The sequence below is a fragment of the Pseudoalteromonas sp. MM17-2 genome, from assembly GCF_022347945.1.
Lineage (GTDB): Bacteria > Pseudomonadota > Gammaproteobacteria > Enterobacterales > Alteromonadaceae > Pseudoalteromonas > Pseudoalteromonas ruthenica.
On sequence record NZ_JAKRFV010000008.1, the window covers coordinates 74,549 to 95,815 of the forward strand.

Sequence of the window (21,267 nt, forward strand, 5' to 3'; positions counted from 1 at the left end):
GCTTAATTGCGGGCTTTATCGTTTCTATAGCAGCTCTTTTAACCGGTATAACAACTCATGAGCCTGACGTGGGCTTAGATCGTCGGGGTTAATATTACTGAGCTCATTCTCAACCTCACTGGGCTCGGGCTCCGCCAATAAATCCAGCTGCGCTTGTGTGCTTGAGGTGTTGGCGTTAATTGCTGGTTGTTGCTCTAACTGTTTGAGCTTGCGCTTAGCGCTGTTGATCACCGCCTTAGGCACGCCTGCTAATGCCGCGACCTGTAAGCCAAAACTCTTACTTGCTGGGCCTTCTAAGACTTTATGCATAAAGGCAATGGTATCGTTGTGTTCAATGGCATCTAAGTGCACGTTTACTAACCCTGATTCACGCTCGGCAAGCTCTGTAAGCTCAAAGTAATGGGTGGCAAATAAGGTTTTGGCATTAATTTTGTGAGCCAAGTAATCTGCTGTGGCATAGGCGAGCGACAAACCGTCATAGGTACTGGTACCGCGACCAATCTCATCCATTAACACCAGCGAGTGGGCCGTGGCATTGTTTAAAATGGTGGCTGTTTCGGTCATCTCAACCATAAAGGTTGAACGGCCAGAGGCGAGATCGTCGCTGGCACCGATACGGGTAAAAATACGATCGACCAAGCCGATTTGCGCCTGTGCCGCTGGCACAAAGCTGCCAATATGAGCCATTAACACAATCAGTGCCGTTTGGCGCATATAGGTTGATTTACCGCCCATATTCGGGCCGGTGATCATCAACATGCGGCGCTGATTATTGAGCTCCACCGGGTTGGCGATAAAGGGGTCTGTCATCACCTGCTCAACCACAGGGTGGCGCCCTTCACTGATGGCGATGCCGTCGCCTTCGTGCAGCTCAGGTTTCGCGTAGTTAAGCGTCTGCGCGCGTTCAGCTAGGTTATTCAGTACGTCTAGTTCACTTAATGCCGCCGCCAATTGTTGCAATGCATCCAGGTGCGGGGCTATGAGGGTGAAGAGCTCATCATAGAGCTGCTTTTCCAGTGCCAGCGCTTTGGTTTGGCTACCTAGCACCTTATCTTCGTGCTCTTTGAGCTCGGGGATAATATAGCGCTCGTTATTTTTCAGGGTCTGACGACGAATATAGTGGCTTGGCACTAAGTGAGAGTTCGCGCGGCTAATATCAATATAAAAGCCATGCACCTTGTTGTAGCCAATTTTCAAAGTACTAATACCGGTGCTCTCGCGCTCTCGCTCTTCCATGGCGGTGAGCACATCGGTGGCCCCTTGCGAGAGGTTACGCCAATGATCAAGCTCATCGTTGTAACCCTCAGCAATCACCCCGCCATCGCGGATCAACACCGGTGGGTTATCAACAATGGCGCGTGTCAGTAATTGCAGTAGTTCATCATTGGGGTGACTGGCGGTGGCAATTTGTTTGATCCGCTGGCACTGACTGGTCGCTAACATGTTTTGTAGCTCAGGCAGTTGCTCCAGCGCTGCGCGCAAGCGAGATAGATCGCGAGGGCGCGCATTGCCTAGCGCTAATCGGGCAACGATACGCTCAACATCGCCCACAGCACGTAGCAGTGGCTGCAACTCCATATGCCACGCTTGGTCGATGATGGTGCTAATGGCATTAAGACGAAGGTTGAGCTCCTTGCGACAGCGAATAGGGTTATGAATGCGACGTTTCAATAACCGCGAGCCCATAGGCGTTGCGGCTTTGTCGAGCACGGCCGCGAGTGTGTTTTCCAGACCGCCACTGAGATTTTGCGTCAGCTCAAGGTTTTTGCGCGTGGCGCTGTCGAGTACCACGGCCTGCGTATCTTGCTCGAGACTAATGCCTTTAATATGGGGCAGGGCGGTACGTTGCGTGTCTTTGACATACTGTAATAGGCAGCCAGCGGCAGTCAGTGCTAACTTTGCTTCATGAACACCAAAGCCAATCAAGTCTTGGGTGCCAAATTGCTGACATAGTGCGGTAACGGCGGTATCTAAATCGAATTCCCATTCCGGACGCCGACGAGTGCCTTTAATATGCTCTATCAGCGCCATATCAGCAAAGGTTTCTGGATAGAGCAGCTCGGCCGGGTTAAGGCGTTGCAAAGTGGATTTAAATGCGTCATTGTCAGCACATTCAACGACATTAAAGCGTCCGGAGTTGATATCTAAATAGGCAACGCCAAAACGGCCTTGTGGGTTTTTATACACACTGACTAATAAGTTGTCTTGACGCTCTTTTAATAGCGCTTCGTCGGTGATGGTGCCCGGGGTGACAATACGCACGACTTTGCGCTCAACCGGGCCTTTGCTGGTTGCCGGATCGCCCACTTGTTCGCAAATGGCCACCGATTCACCGAGCTGTACTAGGCGAGCGAGGTAGTTTTCCACCGCATGGTAGGGGACACCAGCCATGGGAATAGGCTCGCCGCCGGCTTTGCCGCGATAGGTCTGTGATATATCAAGCAGCTCGGCGGAGCGAATGGCATCATCAAAAAACAGCTCATAAAAATCGCCCATACGGTAAAACAGCAAAATATCGGGATGTTGCGCTTTTATTCGCAGGTATTGCTGCATCATCGGGGTTTGTTGTTTTATATTATCTTCACTGTAGAGATTTGCTGACATGCACGCACTCGAATAAGGATGGTTATGAATTTACAGCACCAGTCAACGAACAATACGAAAACCCTTGCTGCCCAGCTCGGCGCTATTCTAGCGGATAAGCAGATGATGATCACTACCGCTGAATCATGCACCGGGGGGGGCATTGCTTATGCCATTACCGATACCCCCGGCAGCTCGCGCTATTTTGCCGAAGCGATGGTGACTTATTCCAATGAAGCTAAGCACGAGCGCTTGGGCGTGAGCAAGCAAACATTGGCCGATTATGGCGCGGTAAGTGAACAAACCGTGCGTGAAATGGCTATTGGCGCAGCCCAAGCCGCAGAGGCTGATGTGGCGGTGGTCACGTCAGGCATTGCCGGACCCGACGGCGGCAGTGATGATAAACCGGTAGGACTGGTGTGGTTTGCGGTGTTCTTTAATCAGCAGGTGAGCGTGCAACAGCAGGTATTCAGCGGCGATCGCGCGTACGTGCGCGAGCAAGCAATAGCTCAAGCTCTGGCGATGACGGTAAAAATTATAGAATCTGCTTGATACTGTAATTCCATACAGTATACTAAGACACATTAAGCCAGCTTGTGGCACAGAACGATTTTGGAGAACAGCATGAACGATAACAAATCAAAAGCCTTAAGTGCAGCGGTTTCGCAAATTGAGCGTCAATTCGGTAAAGGCTCAATTATGAAGCTCGGTGATAGCCAGGCTTTGGATATTGAAGCCATTTCTACCGGCTCACTGGGAATCGATATCGCTCTAGGTATAGGTGGTTTGCCGACCGGGCGTGTTGTTGAAATTTATGGCCCAGAATCGTCAGGTAAAACAACCCTTACATTACAAGTCATTGCTCAAGCTCAGCGCGATGGTAAAACCTGTGCTTTCGTCGATGCCGAGCATGCCCTAGACCCTGTCTACGCCGAAAAGCTGGGTGTTAATGTTGAAGAGCTACTGGTTTCGCAGCCGGATACTGGTGAGCAAGCGTTGGAAATTTGTGACATGCTAGTACGCTCAGGCGCCGTTGATGTGGTCATTGTTGACTCGGTCGCTGCACTGACACCAAAAGCAGAAATTGAAGGCGAAATGGGTGACAGCCACGTTGGCTTGCAAGCACGTTTAATGTCACAGGCGCTGCGTAAGTTAACGGCAAATATCAAACGCTCAAACACCTTGTGTGTGTTTATCAACCAAATCCGTATGAAGATTGGTGTGATGTTTGGTAACCCTGAAACCACCACCGGTGGTAATGCCCTGAAGTTTTACTCGTCTGTACGTTTAGACATTCGCCGTATTGGTTCAGTGAAAGACGGTGATGAAGTGATCGGCAACGAGACCCGCGTCAAAGTAGTGAAAAACAAAGTGGCGCCGCCATTTAAGCAAGCCGAGTTTATCATCATGTATGGTGAAGGTATCTCCAAAGAAGGTGAGCTGATTGATTTAGGTGTGAAGCACAAGCTCATTGAAAAGTCCGGTGCTTGGTACAGCTACAACGGGTCTAAAGTCGGCCAAGGTAAATCTAACTCTATTAAGTTCTTAAAAGAGAATGTTGAGATTGCCAATGAGATTGAAGGTAAGCTTCGGGAAATGTTGCTGCTTAAAGCAACCATTAAACCTGAAGACGGTGAAACCAACCCGCTAGCTGCTGAAGCGCAGAGCGAGTAAGACACTGAATAAGAGTAAGCGAAACCAGCCTAAGGGCTGGTTTTTTTATGGCTGGAGTTTCATCGCTGGCACGCCTGCCATAAGTTTTAGCTAGGCTTTAAGGCTAATAACTAGGCATAAAAAAACGCCAAACACAGAGTTTGGCGTTCTACTGCTTAACTAAGACAGGGAATTAAAGCTGCCAGTTAATAGAGAAGGCATAGTGACGTGGTGCACCGTAATAGCCCTGAGCCCAGTAAAGGCTGTGCAGGTACTTTTCATCGGTCACGTTGTTAACATTAAAGGTGGCGCTGATGCGCTCAGTCACTTGGTAAGTGGCCACTAAATCAAGTAAGCCATACGCACCTTGTGTCGTCACCGTAGGAATAGTGCCATTGCTTTGCACTCGTGACGTTTTGGCTTGCCAGCGATAATTGGCACCCAAGCTTAAACCCTCGATTACAGGGACCTGATAATTCAGCGCCACTTTAACTTGGTCTTCTGGGGTGTAATCACGAACTAACTTACCTTCATTGGCGTCATCACCGGCTTCAATATCCACATGGCTGTAGCTGAAGCTAGCACTTAAGTCATCAGTGAGACGACCACTGAGTTCAAGCTCGTAGCCATCGCTATTGATCCCTTCAGCAGCGTAATAAACCGTGTTGTCAGGAGTTGAAAGAGCGGTGTCAGGTAAGGCAATACCGTCTTGCAGAGCATCGAAAATAGCAAAAGTGGCAAACAACTGACCGTCTAGCAACTGTGCTTTAATCCCCAGCTCTTTACTCTCACCGGTGATTGGGTCTAAAGCCATGCCGGTTTGATCTTGCTCTGATTGTGGCGCAAAGGTTTCAGTGTAGCTGGCATACACGGTGTAATTCTCTGCAAAGTCGTAGACAGCACCAATATAAGGAATAAACTCTTCTGAGCTGTTCACTTTGGAATTACCGTAAGATAGGCCCTCAGAATCCCACTCGGTATAACGACCGCCAGCAAGAATGGCTAGAGGCTCAGTGATTTTGAAGCGTGCCGACGCATAAGCAGATTTTTGGTCAGCCTCGACCTTAGAGCCGTTGTAAGCATCCTCGAGTGTTGGAATAGGTGCGTTACCTTCAAAGTCCTCGAGTGGTGGCATCGCCGGGAAGCCATTGCCTGTGGTGTAGTCGTAAAGTGAACTATCTTGGTAGTTCATATCGGCGCTACTGACACCAAACACTAAGTTATGAGTTTGTCCAAACAGTGAGAAATCACCTGTGGCGTATAGATCATAAAGGTTTTGCTGATCTTTATAGTCGTATTCACTGGCGTAGCCGGTTAATCCCAGCCCGGTTTCAGCACTTGGGGTGCCGTAGACATAAAACAACTCGGAGTCTTGCTCATTGGTCATGTGCGCGTAGCGAGCGCGTATAAACCAAGAGGTGCCCAAACTTTGCTCAAGTTCAACAAAAATATGTTCGTTATCGTTATTCCAATAAGACCAATCAGCGGCCGTGCTTGTGGATACATCGAAGTCAGTCGCAGTGCCATCATCATAAAACAGTGGCAAGGCTCCCCAAAGTGGGCTATCGGCATCTTTTGATTGACGAATATAATTCACTGATACCTTTGTGCTGTCAGTGAGCTGACCTTCATAGGCGATATAACCCAAGGTTAAATCAGTGGCGTAGCGGTCCAAGTATGAATCTGAACGCTGCTTAGTGACTACTGCGCGCATTGCGTGGTTATCAGTTAAGGCGCCAGAAACATCTACCTCTAAACGGTTTTTATTCCACGAGCCAACAGATGCAGAGGCACTGGCTTGAGTCGTATAGGTAGGCTTTTTCAGTACCATGTTAACGGTCGCTGCAGGAGTCCCCGCGCCAGTCATGATACCGTTGGCACCACGGACAATCTCAATGCGATCGTAAATAGAGGTATCAAGGGTACCATGTACATCACCACCATCTTGAGGGATACCTAAACCATCAACTTGGAAGTTAGTGATATCAAAACCTCGGGCTTTAAAGTAAGTACGGTCTGTTTCGATTTGCTCAACAGTGACACCCGGCGTTGACTCTAATACAGCGTTAATATCGTCCAGTGAAAAGTCATCCATTAGTGCACGAGACACCACAGAGATAGACTGGGGCGTTTCTTTAATGGTGATGCCGAGTTTAGACGCTGAGTCCGCTTGTTCGGTGATGTAGTTTTTATGGTGCTGACCATACACGGAAACACGTTCAATATCTTTGTCTTTTGCTTGCTCAGCAAAAGCTGAAGTACTCAGGGCAACGGCGCAAAGCGTTGCTATTTTACTTAAAGTGAAGCTTTTCTTAGACATAATCTTTTAGCACAGAGAGTTAAAAATCGTGCATAGACTAATCTAAGTGAGAATGATTTGCAAACACACTTTTGTTGCGAAAAATAAAAAGCCGCTCTTAATAAGCGGCCAAAAATCATCCAATGTCTGCAGAGCAAGGCTCTCGCTTAAAGCTTAAACCCTATTAAAACGCATATTTTGCAGAAAACTGTAAGCGGTCCAAGTCACCATCGGCGCCGCTTTCGGTTTCTCGCTCTGCATGTTTAAACTCAACTCCGAAGGTGAGTTTCTTAACCGGCGAGTACAGTAAGTTGGCACTGTAACTGACGCTGCTTTCGGTAGGGTCGCCACTGAAGGCGAGTAAATCGGTATTGTTATCAGCGCTGAAGAACGAATAAAGGAAGGTCGACCTAAAGTGATTATTCCAATGGTGCTGATAGCCAATAAACCCTGAGGTTGAGTCAATAGCATCAAGTTCATCGCCATCGAATACCGCACCATGGGCGACGTTAAGGCCAACATAGCGACCCAACCCTTTGCCTTGAGTTAGCATAAACTTAAGGTTGTCAGAGCCGAGATTCACGCGCCCTGAAACACTTACCCCAAACGAGGTTTCGTCTTCATCAAAGCCGTTCTGCTTGTATGTTAGCTGACGCGCCAACGCAGTAACAGCAATATGGCCCCAGTCCGCTTTATGATTATAGCGGGCAGTGAAATCAGGCATGCTGGCATCGTCGGTTTCTACTCGAGCGCCATTGACGGTGATAGAGCTTTCTGGGTTTTCGGCCGAAAATGCCCAATTACCAACGCTATAGCGGACTTGTGCCTGACGGGCGAACACCGTGCCCTCCGCTGGGCCAACAAAATCAAGTGTTTCTGGCAAAGCACTGACGTTTTGGAAATTAGACCATGCTTGACCAAATAACCAGCCATCGTAGGTAATAAAGGCTTGGCGTAAACGCGGTGAATAGGAGTTGGTGACACGTTCGTTGCCTCCAATAGAGCCGATAAAATCTAGCTCGATCTTAGTTTTTACTGTTTTTCCGTTACTCACTTTGGTACTGGTACCAAAGTTAAAACGAGATTGGCGGGCATGCATATCAAATACTGCATCGGTATCTGCGTCTGGCCCAACAGTGGTGGTAATGGGAACATAAAAGTCACGGCCAATACTGTCGCCAGAAATGGTGCCAGCGGAGTAATCACTCCACATGGCATCAACTTTGACGTAGCCGCCATAGCTAATATCGGTGTCGCCAATGGTGGCCGCGTGAGCGCTACCCACTACCGAGCCAAGCGCAGCGCACACCGCCATAAATGTTTTTGTTAGTCGTTTTTGTGTTGTCATAATGAAGTTGTCCTGTTGCAAGCTAGCTATGAAAACATGGTCGTTGCCATGATTTTGAGCAATTACCTATTGGTCTTACGACTAAGGTATAGCCGAACTCTGAGTATGTGGTTAGTTAACTTGCTGAGTGTAGGCAGGTTTGTGGCCAATTTGTGGGATTTCATACTAAGGTCTAATACTGAAACATTCAGCCCTGAGTAATGCTGTGGGCAAGCCTACAGGCAACAAAAGATATGGAGACGGTTATGTCACAGAGCATTTATCCGGTTTTTGATAACATCAAAAACAACGCACTAGTCGATAACGAAAAATACAAAGCACTATATCAGCAGTCCATAGATGACCCCGAGGGCTTCTGGGCCGAACATGGTAAGCGTTTGCACTGGTATACCCCCTATACAAAAGTAAAAAATACCTCTTTTGATAAAGGCCATATCAGCATTAAGTGGTTCGAAGACGGGCAACTCAATGCATCGTATAATTGTATTGATCGTCATTTAGAACATAAAGCCAATAAGACTGCATTGATTTGGGAAGGAGATGACCCGAGCCAAAGCGAGCATATTAGCTACCAGCAATTGCATGATGAGGTGTGCAAACTGGCTAATGGCCTGCGCAAACTAGGCGTTAGTAAGGGCGATCGTGTGGCTATTTATATGCCGATGACGCCGCAGGCTGTCTACGCGATGCAAGCATGCGCGCGTATTGGTGCCGTGCACTCAGTGGTGTTCGGTGGTTTTTCGCCTTCTGCAATCGCTGACCGCATCAACGACAGCGGCGCTAAAGTGGTGATCACCTCAGATGAAGGTCGCCGTGGCGGTGGCACCGTGCCATTGAAAGCCAATGTCGATGAGGCTGTGAGCCAAGAGTCAGTGACTACGGTCGAGCATGTTATTGTGCATCAACTTACCGGTGGTGACGTGCAGTGGCACAGTCACGACCTGTGGTGGCATGATTTAGTCGCCGATCAACCTAGCCACTGCGAGCCAGAGGTGATGGACGCTGAAGATCCTTTATTTATTCTTTATACCTCGGGCTCCACGGGTCAGCCTAAAGGGGTCGTGCACTCTACTGGCGGTTATTTGGTGTATACCTCCATGACCCATGAATATGTATTCGATGTGCATGATGACGATGTCTACTGGTGTAGTGCTGATGTCGGCTGGATCACTGGTCACAGCTATATTGCTTATGGACCTTTGGTTAATGGCTGTACACAAGTGATCTTTGAAGGTGTGCCGACCTACCCAAGTGCAGGGCGCATGGGGGAAGTAGTCGATAAGCATCAAGTGACGATTCTGTACACTGCGCCTACAGCCATTCGCGCGCTGATGGCAAAAGGCGATGAACCCACCGCCAGTTCAACACGCTCATCATTGCGGGTATTGGGTTCGGTGGGCGAGCCCATTAACCCAGAGGCCTGGGCATGGTATTACGAAAATATTGGTAATAGCCAATGTCCTATTGTTGATACTTGGTGGCAAACCGAAACTGGCGGCATCATGATCACGCCGCTGCCGGGTGCAACCGATATGAAGCCTGGCTCAGCGACACGACCTTTCTTTGGTATTGCCCCAGCACTTTACGATGCCGAGGGAAATAACCTTGAGGGTGCGGTTGACGGTAACCTTGTTATTCTCGATAGCTGGCCGTCGCAAGCACGCACGGTGTACGGCGATCATGAGCGTTTTGAGCAAACCTACTTCTCAGCTTATCCTGGAGTGTACTTCACCGGTGATGGTTGTCGTCGTGATGAAGATGGCTATTATTGGATCACCGGTCGCGTAGATGATGTACTTAATGTGTCAGGCCACCGCTTAGGTACCGCAGAAATTGAAAGTGCTTTGGTGGCGCACGAGGCTGTCGCCGAGGCTGCCGTGGTTGGTTATCCACACGACATTAAAGGGCAGGGGATTTACGTTTATATTACCCCGAACGATGGCGTCCAAGTGAGCGATGAACTGACTAAAGAAGTGCGGAACTGGGTGCGTAAAGAGCTTAGCCCCATTGCCTCTCCGGATATGATTCAATGGTCACCGGGACTACCTAAAACCCGCTCAGGTAAAATTATGCGTCGTATTTTGCGTAAAATTGCTGCCAATGAGCACCAGCAATTAGGCGATACCTCGACGCTGGCGGATCCTGGCGTGGTGGACGACCTCATTGAAAACCGTCTAAATCGTTAATTAGGCGTTAAGAACTTGATTAACGGACGATTCTAAACGTAGACTATCGGCTGTCATCAAGCGATGACGGCCGATTTTTTTAGGAGCACAGCATGAGTCAGTTTTTAATCGCGGACGATCACCCATTATTTCGTGAAGCATTAAAAGGGGCACTGACAAAGCAGTTTACCCCCCTAGAAGTGTTTGAATCTGATACCTTCGACAGTACCTTGGCGGTACTCGATGCGCAGCCAGAGCTAGACATTTTATTGCTGGATTTGCACATGCCTGGCAATGGCGATTTGTATGGCTTGATCCGCATCCGTGAGGATTACCCTGACCTTCCTATCGCTGTGGTTTCTGGCAGTGAAGATTTACATATAGTATCAAAAGTGATGGGCTACGGTGCCATGGGCTTTATTCCCAAATCATCTTCGGCACAGCAAATTGCTGATGCTATATCGCACATGTTAGAGGGCGATACGTGGCTGCCTGAGGAGATCAAAGACAAGGTCGAAGCGATCAGCGGTGAGGATAAAGAACTGGCGGCTCAGGTCGCTTCATTGACACCGCAACAGTATAGAGTGTTAAGCTACTTGCACGAAGGTTTGTTGAATAAACAAATTGCTTATGAGTTGAATATTTCTGAGGCGACAGTGAAAGCGCACATTACGGCGATTTTCCGCAAGCTCGGTGTCTATAATCGTACCCAAGCGGTGTTAATTGCCTCAAAGCTACAGTTGGAGCCTCTTGAAAATCAAAGCGAATAATCGCCACCGGAGGAACTATGAGCGCAATTACGGATCTGCATACGTTGTTAGCTAATCTTGAGCCACAATTACAGCCCCAAGAGTATGTTTTTTGCTGTGTACCGGGGTTGTTATCTGATTATACTCAGCTTAACCCCCTTGCTGCGTTTAGTGAAAAAGAGGGTATGACGCTGGTACTTGAAGCCAATGCGGCGCAACAAGCCGGTTTTGATAGTGCCACCACCTACCGGCAAATCACCCTAAATGTTCATTCTGCCTTAGATGCTGTGGGCCTCAGTGCTGCCGTTGCGGACACCTTAGCTGCGGCGGATATCAGTGCCAACATTATCGCTGCGTTTTATCATGATCACGTGTTTGTTCCCAGCAACAAGGCCGAGCAGGCATTATCGGCACTGCAAGCGCTGAGCGCCGATAACCAGTAAAGCTTAGTCAAATACTACCGTTCGGTTACCATTTATGAAGAGCTTGTGCTCGGCTGCAAGCTCAAGCGCCTTACAAAATACCTGCTTCTCTACGTCGCGGCCTTTTTTAGCCATACTCAAGGCGCTGTCAGCGTGAGTCACCGGAGTGACCTGTTGCATAATAATGGGGCCTTCATCAAGTTCATCAGTAACAAAATGGGCTGTGGCGCCAATGATTTTAACGCCACGCTCAAACGCTTGGTGGTATGGCTTAGCGCCAATGAAAGCAGGCAAGAAAGAGTGGTGAATATTGATTATTCGGCCACTAAAACGGGCGACAAATTCGGGGCTAAGAATGCGCATGTATTTGGCAAGGCCAATCATATCCGGGGCATACTCGGCGATTTTATCGCCAACTAAAGCATCATGCTCGTCACGGCTTAGGCCTTCATGGCTAATACAGTGAAAAGGCACATTGAACCCAGCAGCTAAAGGCGCGAGGTCGGGGTAGTTGGCAATCACTGCCTGCACTTCAATATTTAATGCCTGCTCGAAGCACTTAAGCAACACTCCACCAAGGCAGTGCGCTTCTTTGGTGGCCAGCAGCACCACCTTGGTTGCTTCACCGCCATGCAAGGAAAGCGTAGAACCACTGGGCAGCGATGCCTGCAATTCGGCTAGTAAATCAAGGTTATCAAAGTTTCCGTCCAGCTCAGTGCGCATAAAGAAACGCCCATGCTGCTTATCAACAAATTCGTTGTTGCGGGTAATATTCAGGTTATGCTCAAAACACAGCCCGGTAATTTTCGCGATTAACCCCTCTTCGTCGGGGCATTGCGCCAATAGTACTTTTTTCATTCCTCATTCCTAATGTGTGAACACATTAGGCATTATGCCCTAAAGAGAATGATTTAACAGTGCCTTTAACTTTGCGGGTTTTACTGGCTTAGAAAGATAGTGAACACCCGCTTCTTTCGCTTTTTGTTTTACTTCGTCATCGCGTACTGCGGTAATTAAAATAGCCGGTATGGGGCCACGCAGGGCGCGTATTTTTTCGATAAGACTTAAGCCGTCCTCATCATGACCAAGTTGATAGTCCATTAGAATCACATCGATAGCCCCCCCGTTTTGCACCCATTCGAGTGCTTGCTCGCCACTGGAGCAACCTTGGCTGTTGGCACCCCACTTATTTAGTAGGTGGGTCATGGCGGTGATGTTTTCAGCTTCGTCATCAACGACCAGTACATCATAATGAGCTTGTGCGCGGGCACCGGTGTGTTGCTCTGTAGGGCTGCTGATACGCTGCGCGTTGCCATAAGGAACTTCTACTTTAAAGCAGCTCCCTTGGCCTAAAGTAGAGCGCATTGTTAGCCGGTGTGAGAGCAGCTCTACCATGCGCTTGACAACGCCGAGGCCGAGGCCAACGCCTTTATTATCGCCAGATTCAACGCGATAAAAGTCGTCGAATATCTTTTGTTGTTCACGCTCGCCAATGCCCAGTCCGGTATCCCATACCTCAATACTTAAATGGTGTTTACGGCGACGACAAGCAATAAGCACCTTGCCGCGCTCGGTATATTTAACGGCATTAGAAAGTAGGTTTTGTAGAATTCGGCGTAAATAAGTGATATCACTATGAACCACATCATTGCGCGAGCGCAAGGTTATTTCGAGGCCCTTGTCGGCGCATAAAATGGCATACTCATTGACCAGCGGCGCTAATATATCGTCGATATGAAAATGCTTCGGACTGGGGGTCATCGCGCCTTGGTCGAGTTTGGCAATATCGAGCAGGGCTGACATCAAATGGACGGTGCTATCGAGGCTATCGCCGAGTTTATCTAAGCTGCTGGCGTTATGCGGGGTTAATGTTTGCTCATCAATTGCCGCAAGGTAGAGGCGCGCCGCATTCAGCGGCTGCAAAATGTCATGGCTGGCTAGAGCGAGAAAGCGGGTTTTACTGTCATTGGCGCGCTCGGCTTCTTGCTTGGCCGCTTTTAGGGCTTGCTCGGTTTGTTCTCGGCTGGCCATTTGTGCTTTGAGGTCTTGGTTGATTGCACGGATCTCTTGCGTGCGCGCTTCAATGCGATTCTCCAAGTCCATGTTCACTTCTTCCAGCGCATTTTGTGTAGCCATGTGCGCGGTAATATCCGAAAAACTGGTCACAAAACCACCGTCTGGCAGTGGGTTACCTATCATTTCATAGACCTGACCGCTGCGCCGATGGCGAATGAAGTGATGTGAGCTGCCATTACGCAGATGGCGGACGCGTTTTTCCACATGATGCTCAATCTCCCCCGGACCACACTCGCCACGTTGCGCATTGTAGCGAATCACTTCTTCAATCGGCTGGCCTTGTTGTAAAAAACCTTCGGGATAGTTAAACATTTCGGCATAACGTTTGTTCCACGCGACTAAATTTAAGTCTTTATCGACCACTGAGATGCCATGGCTGAGGTTTTCTAATGAGGTAAAGAGTAAGTTTTGGTTAAATCGCAACGCCTGGGTGGTTTCATCAAAGAAGTTGACCACCTCCTCAAAGGCTAATTGCTTACCACTGGCCACCGTTTGTATCAATGCTTGCGCCGACGATGCCCCTAGTACCCCAGTAAGAGCGCGCTCACAATAAGCAATAAATTCATTCGAGGGTTGGGCATTATTGTCATTGAGCTCGTCGTTGGCTTGGTAGTGGCTCAATACTTGGCTACTGCGCTGGGCGCCTAAAAAGGTTTGCAGTAGTACCTTAAAGTCATAAACCGTGGCATTAACGTGTTTGTTTAGTCGCTTGGCGAAGTTGATCTGCTCTTTGGGGTTCACAAAAGCGGCGGCCTGAATACGGTCTATCAATCGCTCCTGAGCTCCAAGAGAGAAGCTGATATAACAACAGATGTTAGCGAATAGCGCTATCAACGTTCCTTGAGTAATCAATTCTTGCTGCGCGGTGCTATCTAACACTGTGGGAGTGTTCATAATGGGCAGCATTAAAAACAGCATCCAGCAGATCACTCCGGCAGTCAGTCCGGCATACACGCCATATGCATGGCCTCGGCGCCAGTATAAGCCGCCAACAATAGCCGGAAGCAACTGAGTTACCAACGAAAAAGCAACCAACCCCATAGACGCTAACGTTTCACCGTGACCAAATACTTGTTGGTACAGGTAGGAAAGCAGCAGGATGGCGGCAATAGTAAAGCGCCTGACTAACAAGATGCGGGCACGATAACTACGGTTAATTTGGTTGCGGCGAAACTTACGCTTGAGTATCAGTGGTAGCACCACATCATTAGACACCATGGTGCTTAGGGTCAGTGTTGCTACTACAATCATCGCGGTTGCGGCCGATAGTCCACCGATAAACACGAAGGTAGTGAGTAACCAGTGTCCAGTACTTAACGGAAAGGCGAGAACAAAGCTATCAGCACTGTGTCCGTGGCCGATTTGCGGCATGATGGCGGCGCTAGCGATGGGCAGGATCATAGCGCCAATAAGCAAAAGGTATAGAGGAAAAGCCCAGCGTGCGGTCTTTAAATGACGGATATCCTGATTATCAACCACGGTGACGTGGAACTGACGTGGCAAGCAAATGATTGCAGCGGCGGCCATCAAGGTTTGACCGATAAAGCCAAAGCTGAGCATATCGGAGCTTTGCCAATGCTGCCAGATTGCGTCAAGGGAGACAGAACCGGGCAACGAATAAAGGGTGTACACCGCAAGGCCTGCAACGAAAATGAGTGCCAGCAACTTTATCAGGGATTCAAACGCCACCGCGAGCATCAGTCCCGAGCGGTATTCGGTGACATCGACCTTGCGGGTACCAAAGAAAATGGCGAAAACGGCCATGATTAGCGCGCCACTAAGCGCCAGTATAGTGCCGGATACCTGAGCCCCGCCGGGGAGTAACAAAAAGCTGCTGGAAAGCGCCTTAAGTTGCAACGCAATGTAAGGAATGGTGGCCATCAGCGCGATAAACGTGACTAAGATAGCGCTCAGTTGGCGCTTGCCGTAGCGCGCAGAGATAAAATCGGCAATGGTGGTGATATTTTGTTTTTTACTGACCAATACCAGTTTGCGTAAAAAGCCCTGACAGAAAATAAACAATAACGCCGGGCCCAGCAAAATAGGCAGATAGCTCCAACCGCTGCTTGCCGCTGTGCCCACTGAGCCATAATAAGTCCACGAGGTGCAATAAATCCCCAACGACAGTGCGTACACAAAGGGGTGGTGACTAATGTATTTGGCCCAAGGCGTGGTTTTGTCGCCCCAATTTGCCAGCCAAAACAGCAAAGAGATGTACACCAAGGATACGAAGATAAGAGCGAGGGTCATAAGCCGCAGCGTTATTGTTATTAGTAGCAAATACCATAGCAAACCCACAGCCTATTTAGCAGTGATTTTTAAGTGCTCAGCGCATGCGACTTAAGGTTATTAGACTAATGTATTAAGCCCTTGTTCACCTTTGAAAAACGTCCTGAGCTTATCTATATCAAACTATAACCTATTGAAAATTATACATTTATTTTAGATGGTGTTCTCGGTGTTATTGACGTTAAGTTTTTGTTACGACTAAGGTCTGAATTTCCTCTGGCGCTGGCGTTGCTAGATTCAAAAGTGATGATAACAACCAGTCATACTTTTAGTGTGACGTGAAGGGGATACAAAAATGGCTTTTAAAGATGCAGATCACGCTAAAGCCTATTGGAACGAAAACCTCAGTCTAGTGTTTAAATTGCTAGTGGTGTGGTTCGTGGTTTCATTTGGCTGTGGCATTTTGCTAGTCGACGTACTCAATGAGGTGCGTTTCTTCGGGTTTAAACTGGGTTTTTGGTTCTCGCAACAGGGCGCCATTTATACCTTTGTGGTTCTTATTTTTGTCTACGCACACAAAATGAATGCGTTAGATAAAAAATACGGCGTAGACGAATAAGGAGCGCAGTGATGGATGTTCAAACGTTAACTTTTTTAATTGTTGGTCTTAGCTTTGCCATGTACATCGGTATTGCTATTTGGGCTCGAGCGGGCTCAACCAATGACTTCTATGTAGCCGGGGGCGGCGTACCACCACTAGCAAACGGAATGGCAACCGCTGCAGATTGGATGAGTGCTGCGTCGTTTATCTCTATGGCGGGGATTATTTCTTTCGCCGGCTATGATGGTGGCGTGTATCTAATGGGCTGGACCGGCGGTTATGTGTTACTTGCGCTGTGCCTTGCGCCTTATCTTCGTAAGTTCGGTAAGTTTACCGTACCGGACTTTATTGGCGATCGCTATTATTCTCAAGCGGCACGTATGGTGGCTATTTTCTGCGCCATCTTTATTTGCTTTACCTACATCGCAGGGCAAATGCGTGGTGTGGGCGTAGTGTTCTCACGCTTCCTTGAAGTAGACATTGAAACCGGCGTCTACATTGGTATGGTGATTGTGTTCTTCTATGCCGTATTGGGCGGTATGAAAGGCATCACCTACACCCAAGTAGCGCAGTACTGTGTACTTGTTTTTGCTTATTTGGTTCCGGCAATCTTTATCTCACTGATGATGACCGGTCACTTGCTGCCACAAACTGGCTTTGGGGCGACACTAAGTGATGGCTCGGGCGCTTATATGCTCGATAAACTCGATGGCCTCAGTACCGAGCTCGGGTTTGCGCAATACACCGAAGGCTCCAAGAGTATGATTGATGTGTTCGCTATTACCGGCGCCTTAATGGTTGGTACTGCGGGCTTGCCTCATGTAATTGTTCGCTTCTTTACCGTACCTCGAGTGCGTGACACCCGTATCTCTGCGGCTTGGACTTTAGTGTTCATTGCTATTGTGTATACCACGGCACCGGCAGTTGCATCTTTCGCGCGTGTTAATATGATTGACACTATCAATGGCAAAGATGGCAGCGGAACGCTCTACAGCGAAGCCCCTACGTGGATTAAAAACTGGGAAAAAACCGGCTTAATCACGTTTAATGACAAAAATGATGACGGCCGCATGTACTACTCAGCAGGGGATGTTAACGACCTAGGCAGTGCCAACGAGGTGAGTGTCGATCGCGATATTATGGTGCTTGCTAACCCAGAGATCGCTGATTTACCGGCCTGGGTTATCGCCTTGGTTGCAGCCGGTGGTATTGCTGCGGCATTGTCGACCACTGCGGGTTTATTATTGGTCATTTCAACCTCGGTGTCCCATGACTTGTTGAAGCGTACCTTGAAGCCAAATATCAGCGACAAGCAAGAGCTTCTGGCAGCGCGATTAGCGGCAATGGTGGCCATTGGCATCTCCGCCTACTTTGGCATTAACCCGCCCGGGTTTGTGGCATCGGTGGTGGCCTTCGCCTTCGGCCTGGCAGCGGCCAGCTTCTTCCCTGCGATTATCATGGGCATTTTCTCTAAGCGCATGAATAAAGAAGGGGCGATTGCCGGTATGGTAACGGGTATCGGCTTTACCGCTGCGTACATCATCTACTTCAAGTTTATCAGCCCCGACCTAAATAGTGCCGAGCATTGGCTGTTCGGTATCTCCCCTGAGGGCATTGGTTTGCTTGGTATGGTGGTAAACTTTGTGGTCGCCGTTGTGGTTCAGCGTATGACTGCTGAGACACCAGAAGAGATTCGCGAGATGGTCGAGGGGATCCGTAACCCGAAAGGATCAGGTACCGCACACGCACACTAATGTGTGAAGCACACAGACAAGCCCGGCCTTAGACCAAGGTCGGGCTTTTTTTGTCGCTGTTTTCAGCCTAGATTTAAGCTATATGCAGGATGCGGTGTTTATCTATGGTTGGCTAACACGCTAATAAGTAGGTAAACACAGCAGTGATCAGTTGAGGTGTGGATAGTGAGCCCACAGCATCAAGATATTATCGATTTTGTCATTGAACAGGCCCCGTTTAATACGTTAGCGCGCTCTGCCTGTGAATACTTTTGTCATCACCTTGAAGTTATTTATGTCACGCGAGAGAACCAGCATCAGTGGCTTGATTCTGACGACCCAAAACTATTTCTTATTCGCAGCGGTAGCCTAGAAATCGTCGCACCAAGCGGAGAGGCGGTCGCGCGCTTAAATGCGGGTGATTACTTCGGCTATCCGTCGCTACTCAGCGGTGAGGCCATTAAAAACCGTATCGAGATAAAGCAGGAAGCTCTGGTATATATTCTCAGTCAGTCCAGTTTTGATTATTTACGCCACGAATATAAACCCTTTGAGCAGTACTTTGTCCGTGCACACTCGAATCGCCTATTGTCATCGAAATACCAACACCACAGTGATAGCTGGTCAGAACGTAAAATTGCCGAGCTGATGACTCGCCAAGCCGTTACTCTGGGCCCTGAGGCCAGTATTAGGCAATGCGCCCAACTGATGAGTGACCAGCGGGTGTCATCGATTATGGTAACCCACAGCGAAGACACCAAGTTGCTCGGGGTGGTCACCGACCGCGACTTGCGTACTCGAGTTCTGGCAGCGGGGGTGGACCCGGAGCAACCTTTGCAAGCCATTATGACCGCCCACCCGAAATACATTTTCGAGAATAACCGGGTATTTTCGGCTATGCATTTAATGCTCAAGCACAATATTCACCATTTGCCAGTACTGAACGAGGCGCATCAGCCGGTGGGCATGGTGACCGCGACCGACTTGTTACGGCAGCAAAAAAGCGATCCCGTGCAGCTCATCGGTCGCATTTATAAGGCGGCGGGGGTTGCCGATTTAAAACGCTATGCCGGTGAGGTACCGAGTTTACTCGATAGCTTTGCTTATCATATCGAAGACACCACCTTGGTGGGTAAGCTACTTAGTGGTATTAGTGATGCGTTGACCACGCGATTGATTCAATTATACCAACAACGCCATGGCGATGCGCCTAAGCGTTTTAGCTGGATTTGCTTCGGCTCACAAGCACGGGAAGAACAAACGCTGCACTCTGATCAAGATAATGGTTTGCTGTTGCCCGACCAAATGAGCGATGCTGAGGCTGATTATTTTCGCGGCATGGGCGAGTTTGTGTGTGAGCAGCTCGATGTTTGCGGCATTGTCCGCTGCCCAGGGAACATCATGGCCAGTAATCCGCAATGTCGGCTATCGATATCGGCCTGGTTAGATAAGTTTGCTCACTGGCTCGGTAGTCCCACGCCCGAGGCCATGCTCAACTGTAAAATCTTCTTTGATATTCGCTTTATCACCGGCTCCAGTGATTTGTTTGCGGCATTTACAACGTCGCTTGGCAAGCAAAATCGCGATCAGCTTTTTTACCGGGCTCTGGCCAGTGAGCTGAACCAAAATTCGGTGCCTATCGGCCTGTTCCATCAACTAAAAACGCAAACCGACGCCCAGCATCACAAGTTTATCGACCTGAAAAAGCGCGGCATTGTGATTATTAACGACATTGTTCGCCTGTATGCACTGCATGAGGGTATCCGCAGTGCCAATACCCTAGAGCGCTTGGATGCGCTGATAAAAACTCGGCAGTTGTCGAAAAAAGACATTTTTGATTTAAAAGACTGCTGGCGCTATTTAACGCAATTGCGTCTTAAAGCGCAGCTGGATAAAGAGCCGGTGCCAAGTAACTGTATTAATCCCGATACCTTAACGTCGCTCGAGCGCCACCAACTTAAGGAGGCATTTTACTTGGTGCGCCAAGCCCAGCAGGCGGCGAGTTTTAAGTTCGCACGAGGGAGTTTGTAATTATGACCTACGCATGGCGGCAAAAGCTCAAAGCGATGTTTGGCCAAGACCATTTTGGCTTTGCCGATAGTTGGCATCGTCATCGATATGTGGTGGTGGATTTAGAGCTGACTGGCTTAAACCCTAAGGAGCATGAAATTGTATCCATGGCGTGGGTGGTGATTGAAAATCAACGTATTTGCCCGCGCCAAAGTGCCCATATGTTGCACAGTGGGGTGTCGCAGCTAGCGCAATCGCCTATTTATCACGGTATCACCGCCTCGCGTTTAATCAGCGAGGGCGATTCCATGGCGACGATACTGACCGCCTTTGATGCTGCCTGCGAAGACAGTATTTTAGTGTTCCATAATGCCTTGCTCGATGAGCGTTTTTTGCGCTGTGCTTACAAACAGCAGGGGCAAAAGTTTCGTTACTTGGCGTTGGATACCCTGAAAATTGAGCAACGCCGTTTAGCGCGGCAGGGCACGGAAGTGGCGCTTGATGCATTATCGCTCAGTGCCTGTCGGCGTCGCTATCAGTTGCCGGTTTATCGGGAACACAATGCGTTGAGCGATGCGTTGGCCACTGCTGAGTTGTTTCTTGCCCAAGTTAATCACATGAGTCGGCAGCAAAGGCTGCCGCTCAGCGCGTTGATTACTGCTGGTTAATTAAAGGCAGTTCGGCTTGTTGCCATTTTAAGAAATCACCCTCTAAGTGGTATAGCTGGGTAAAGCCTTGCTCTTTAAGCGCCTCCAGAGCAATACCTGCGCGACGACCACTGCGACAATACACCACAATGGCTGTGTCTTTGTTGAGTGTGGCGCCATTTTCAACAATGTCGCTATGGGGGATGTTTACCGCGCCTTTGATATGTCCTTGCTGATACTCTTGTTTTGAGCGCACATCAAGCAGCGTCATTGGCGTGGCACTGAACCTATCCGCCATCAGTTGTTGCTGCGTAACCGTCTGTGCTGACTCAGCGTGCAGTGCGGGTGCAAAAACCAGGGTGCACAAGACGAAGGCCAGCGATACCCCGAATGCAGTGAGTTGTGATGCGATTGTTTTTATCATAATAGCCCCTGTTGTTGGCGTGATTAGTTGTTTACAAAGCGATGACACCCAGTGTGTATGACCTATTCCACTTCGGCACAACGCGTATCGTTAAGGGTGATCATAGTCGCGAGCATCCACTGGCTACAAGGTTTTCAGCTCCCCGCCAGCACAATCACCATTTATCTATACGGCTACCACCACCGTGTTGAGCACATGTTTCCCTTGATTAGCCATCGCTTGGTATTGTTGTTTCGTGTTAATATAGCCCCATTTAAAAGCATATAGCGGCTGATTCTGAGCAGCGGCTTGTTATACTATCACAGTTGTTTTTTATAAAAGAGTGAGT

Annotated in this window: 15 protein-coding genes; 9 read left to right on the forward strand and 6 right to left on the reverse strand. The window is 48.8% G+C overall.

Annotated elements, in window-relative coordinates:
• Nucleotides 1–24: 24 nt before the first annotated feature.
• Nucleotides 25–2,604, reverse strand: coding sequence for a DNA mismatch repair protein MutS (gene mutS / locus MHM93_RS08970; protein ID WP_239448780.1), 2,580 nt, complete (start codon nt 2,602–2,604; stop codon nt 25–27).
• 24 nt (nt 2,605–2,628) lie between these two features.
• Here mutS and MHM93_RS08975 point away from each other — a divergent pair, with 24 nt between their 5' ends.
• Together MHM93_RS08975 and recA are read left to right on the forward strand one after the other, a co-directional pair.
• Nucleotides 2,629–3,135, forward strand: a complete 507-nt coding sequence (locus MHM93_RS08975) for a CinA family protein (RefSeq protein ID WP_239448781.1) — start codon at nt 2,629–2,631, stop codon at nt 3,133–3,135.
• A 72-nt stretch (nt 3,136–3,207) separates the two neighbouring features.
• On the forward strand, nt 3,208–4,257 hold the full coding sequence (gene recA / locus MHM93_RS08980) for a recombinase RecA (RefSeq protein ID WP_045978513.1): 1,050 nt from the start codon (nt 3,208–3,210) through the stop codon (nt 4,255–4,257).
• A 172-nt stretch (nt 4,258–4,429) separates the two neighbouring features.
• Here the strand turns inward: recA and MHM93_RS08985 are convergent, their stop codons facing one another.
• Complete coding sequence (locus MHM93_RS08985; protein WP_239448782.1) at nt 4,430–6,556, reverse strand: TonB-dependent siderophore receptor; 2,127 nt, start codon at nt 6,554–6,556, stop codon at nt 4,430–4,432.
• 163 nt (nt 6,557–6,719) lie between these two features.
• A complete protein-coding gene (locus tag MHM93_RS08990) occupies nt 6,720–7,850 on the reverse strand; it encodes a DcaP family trimeric outer membrane transporter (RefSeq protein WP_239448834.1) in 1,131 nt (376 codons plus the stop codon).
• Nucleotides 7,851–8,128: 278 nt separating this feature from the next.
• Between MHM93_RS08990 and acs the strand changes: the two genes are divergently transcribed.
• From acs to MHM93_RS09005, 3 genes are all read left to right on the forward strand, one after another.
• On the forward strand, nt 8,129–10,069 hold the full coding sequence (gene acs, locus MHM93_RS08995) for an acetate--CoA ligase (RefSeq protein ID WP_138508979.1): 1,941 nt from the start codon (nt 8,129–8,131) through the stop codon (nt 10,067–10,069).
• Nucleotides 10,070–10,161: 92 nt separating this feature from the next.
• Nucleotides 10,162–10,818 (forward strand): response regulator transcription factor, encoded by a 657-nt coding sequence (locus MHM93_RS09000; RefSeq protein WP_045978517.1) that lies wholly within the window; start codon nt 10,162–10,164, stop codon nt 10,816–10,818.
• 17 nt (nt 10,819–10,835) lie between these two features.
• Nucleotides 10,836–11,240, forward strand: a complete 405-nt coding sequence (locus MHM93_RS09005) for an ACT domain-containing protein (RefSeq protein WP_022946948.1) — start codon at nt 10,836–10,838, stop codon at nt 11,238–11,240.
• A 3-nt stretch (nt 11,241–11,243) separates the two neighbouring features.
• Here MHM93_RS09005 and purU read toward each other — a convergent pair whose 3' ends face one another.
• Both purU and MHM93_RS09015 read right to left on the reverse strand, forming a co-directional pair.
• Nucleotides 11,244–12,077, reverse strand: a complete 834-nt coding sequence (gene purU, locus MHM93_RS09010; RefSeq protein WP_022946947.1) for a formyltetrahydrofolate deformylase — start codon at nt 12,075–12,077, stop codon at nt 11,244–11,246.
• Nucleotides 12,078–12,116: 39 nt separating this feature from the next.
• A complete protein-coding gene (locus MHM93_RS09015; RefSeq protein ID WP_239448784.1) occupies nt 12,117–15,545 on the reverse strand; it encodes a PAS domain-containing hybrid sensor histidine kinase/response regulator in 3,429 nt (1,142 codons plus the stop codon).
• 334 nt (nt 15,546–15,879) lie between these two features.
• On the opposite strand from MHM93_RS09015, the gene MHM93_RS09020 reads away from it, so the two are divergent.
• From MHM93_RS09020 to MHM93_RS09035, 4 genes are all read left to right on the forward strand, one after another.
• Nucleotides 15,880–16,143 carry a DUF4212 domain-containing protein gene (locus MHM93_RS09020; RefSeq protein WP_022946945.1) on the forward strand — a complete coding sequence of 88 codons (264 nt, stop codon included), beginning with the start codon at nt 15,880–15,882 and terminating at the stop codon, nt 16,141–16,143.
• An 11-nt stretch (nt 16,144–16,154) separates the two neighbouring features.
• Nucleotides 16,155–17,879 carry a sodium:solute symporter family protein gene (locus MHM93_RS09025; RefSeq protein WP_239448786.1) on the forward strand — a complete coding sequence of 575 codons (1,725 nt, stop codon included), beginning with the start codon at nt 16,155–16,157 and terminating at the stop codon, nt 17,877–17,879.
• A gap of 165 nt (nt 17,880–18,044) precedes the next feature.
• Nucleotides 18,045–19,889 carry a DUF294 nucleotidyltransferase-like domain-containing protein gene (locus tag MHM93_RS09030; RefSeq protein WP_239448788.1) on the forward strand — a complete coding sequence of 615 codons (1,845 nt, stop codon included), beginning with the start codon at nt 18,045–18,047 and terminating at the stop codon, nt 19,887–19,889.
• 2 nt (nt 19,890–19,891) lie between these two features.
• Nucleotides 19,892–20,536, forward strand: a complete 645-nt coding sequence (locus tag MHM93_RS09035; protein ID WP_239448790.1) for a 3'-5' exonuclease — start codon at nt 19,892–19,894, stop codon at nt 20,534–20,536.
• Here MHM93_RS09035 and MHM93_RS09040 read toward each other — a convergent pair.
• Nucleotides 20,523–20,939, reverse strand: coding sequence for a rhodanese-like domain-containing protein (locus tag MHM93_RS09040; RefSeq protein WP_239448792.1), 417 nt, complete (start codon nt 20,937–20,939; stop codon nt 20,523–20,525). The two genes, MHM93_RS09035 and MHM93_RS09040, sit on opposite strands and share 14 nt — an antisense overlap.
• Nucleotides 20,940–21,267: the final 328 nt, after the last annotated feature.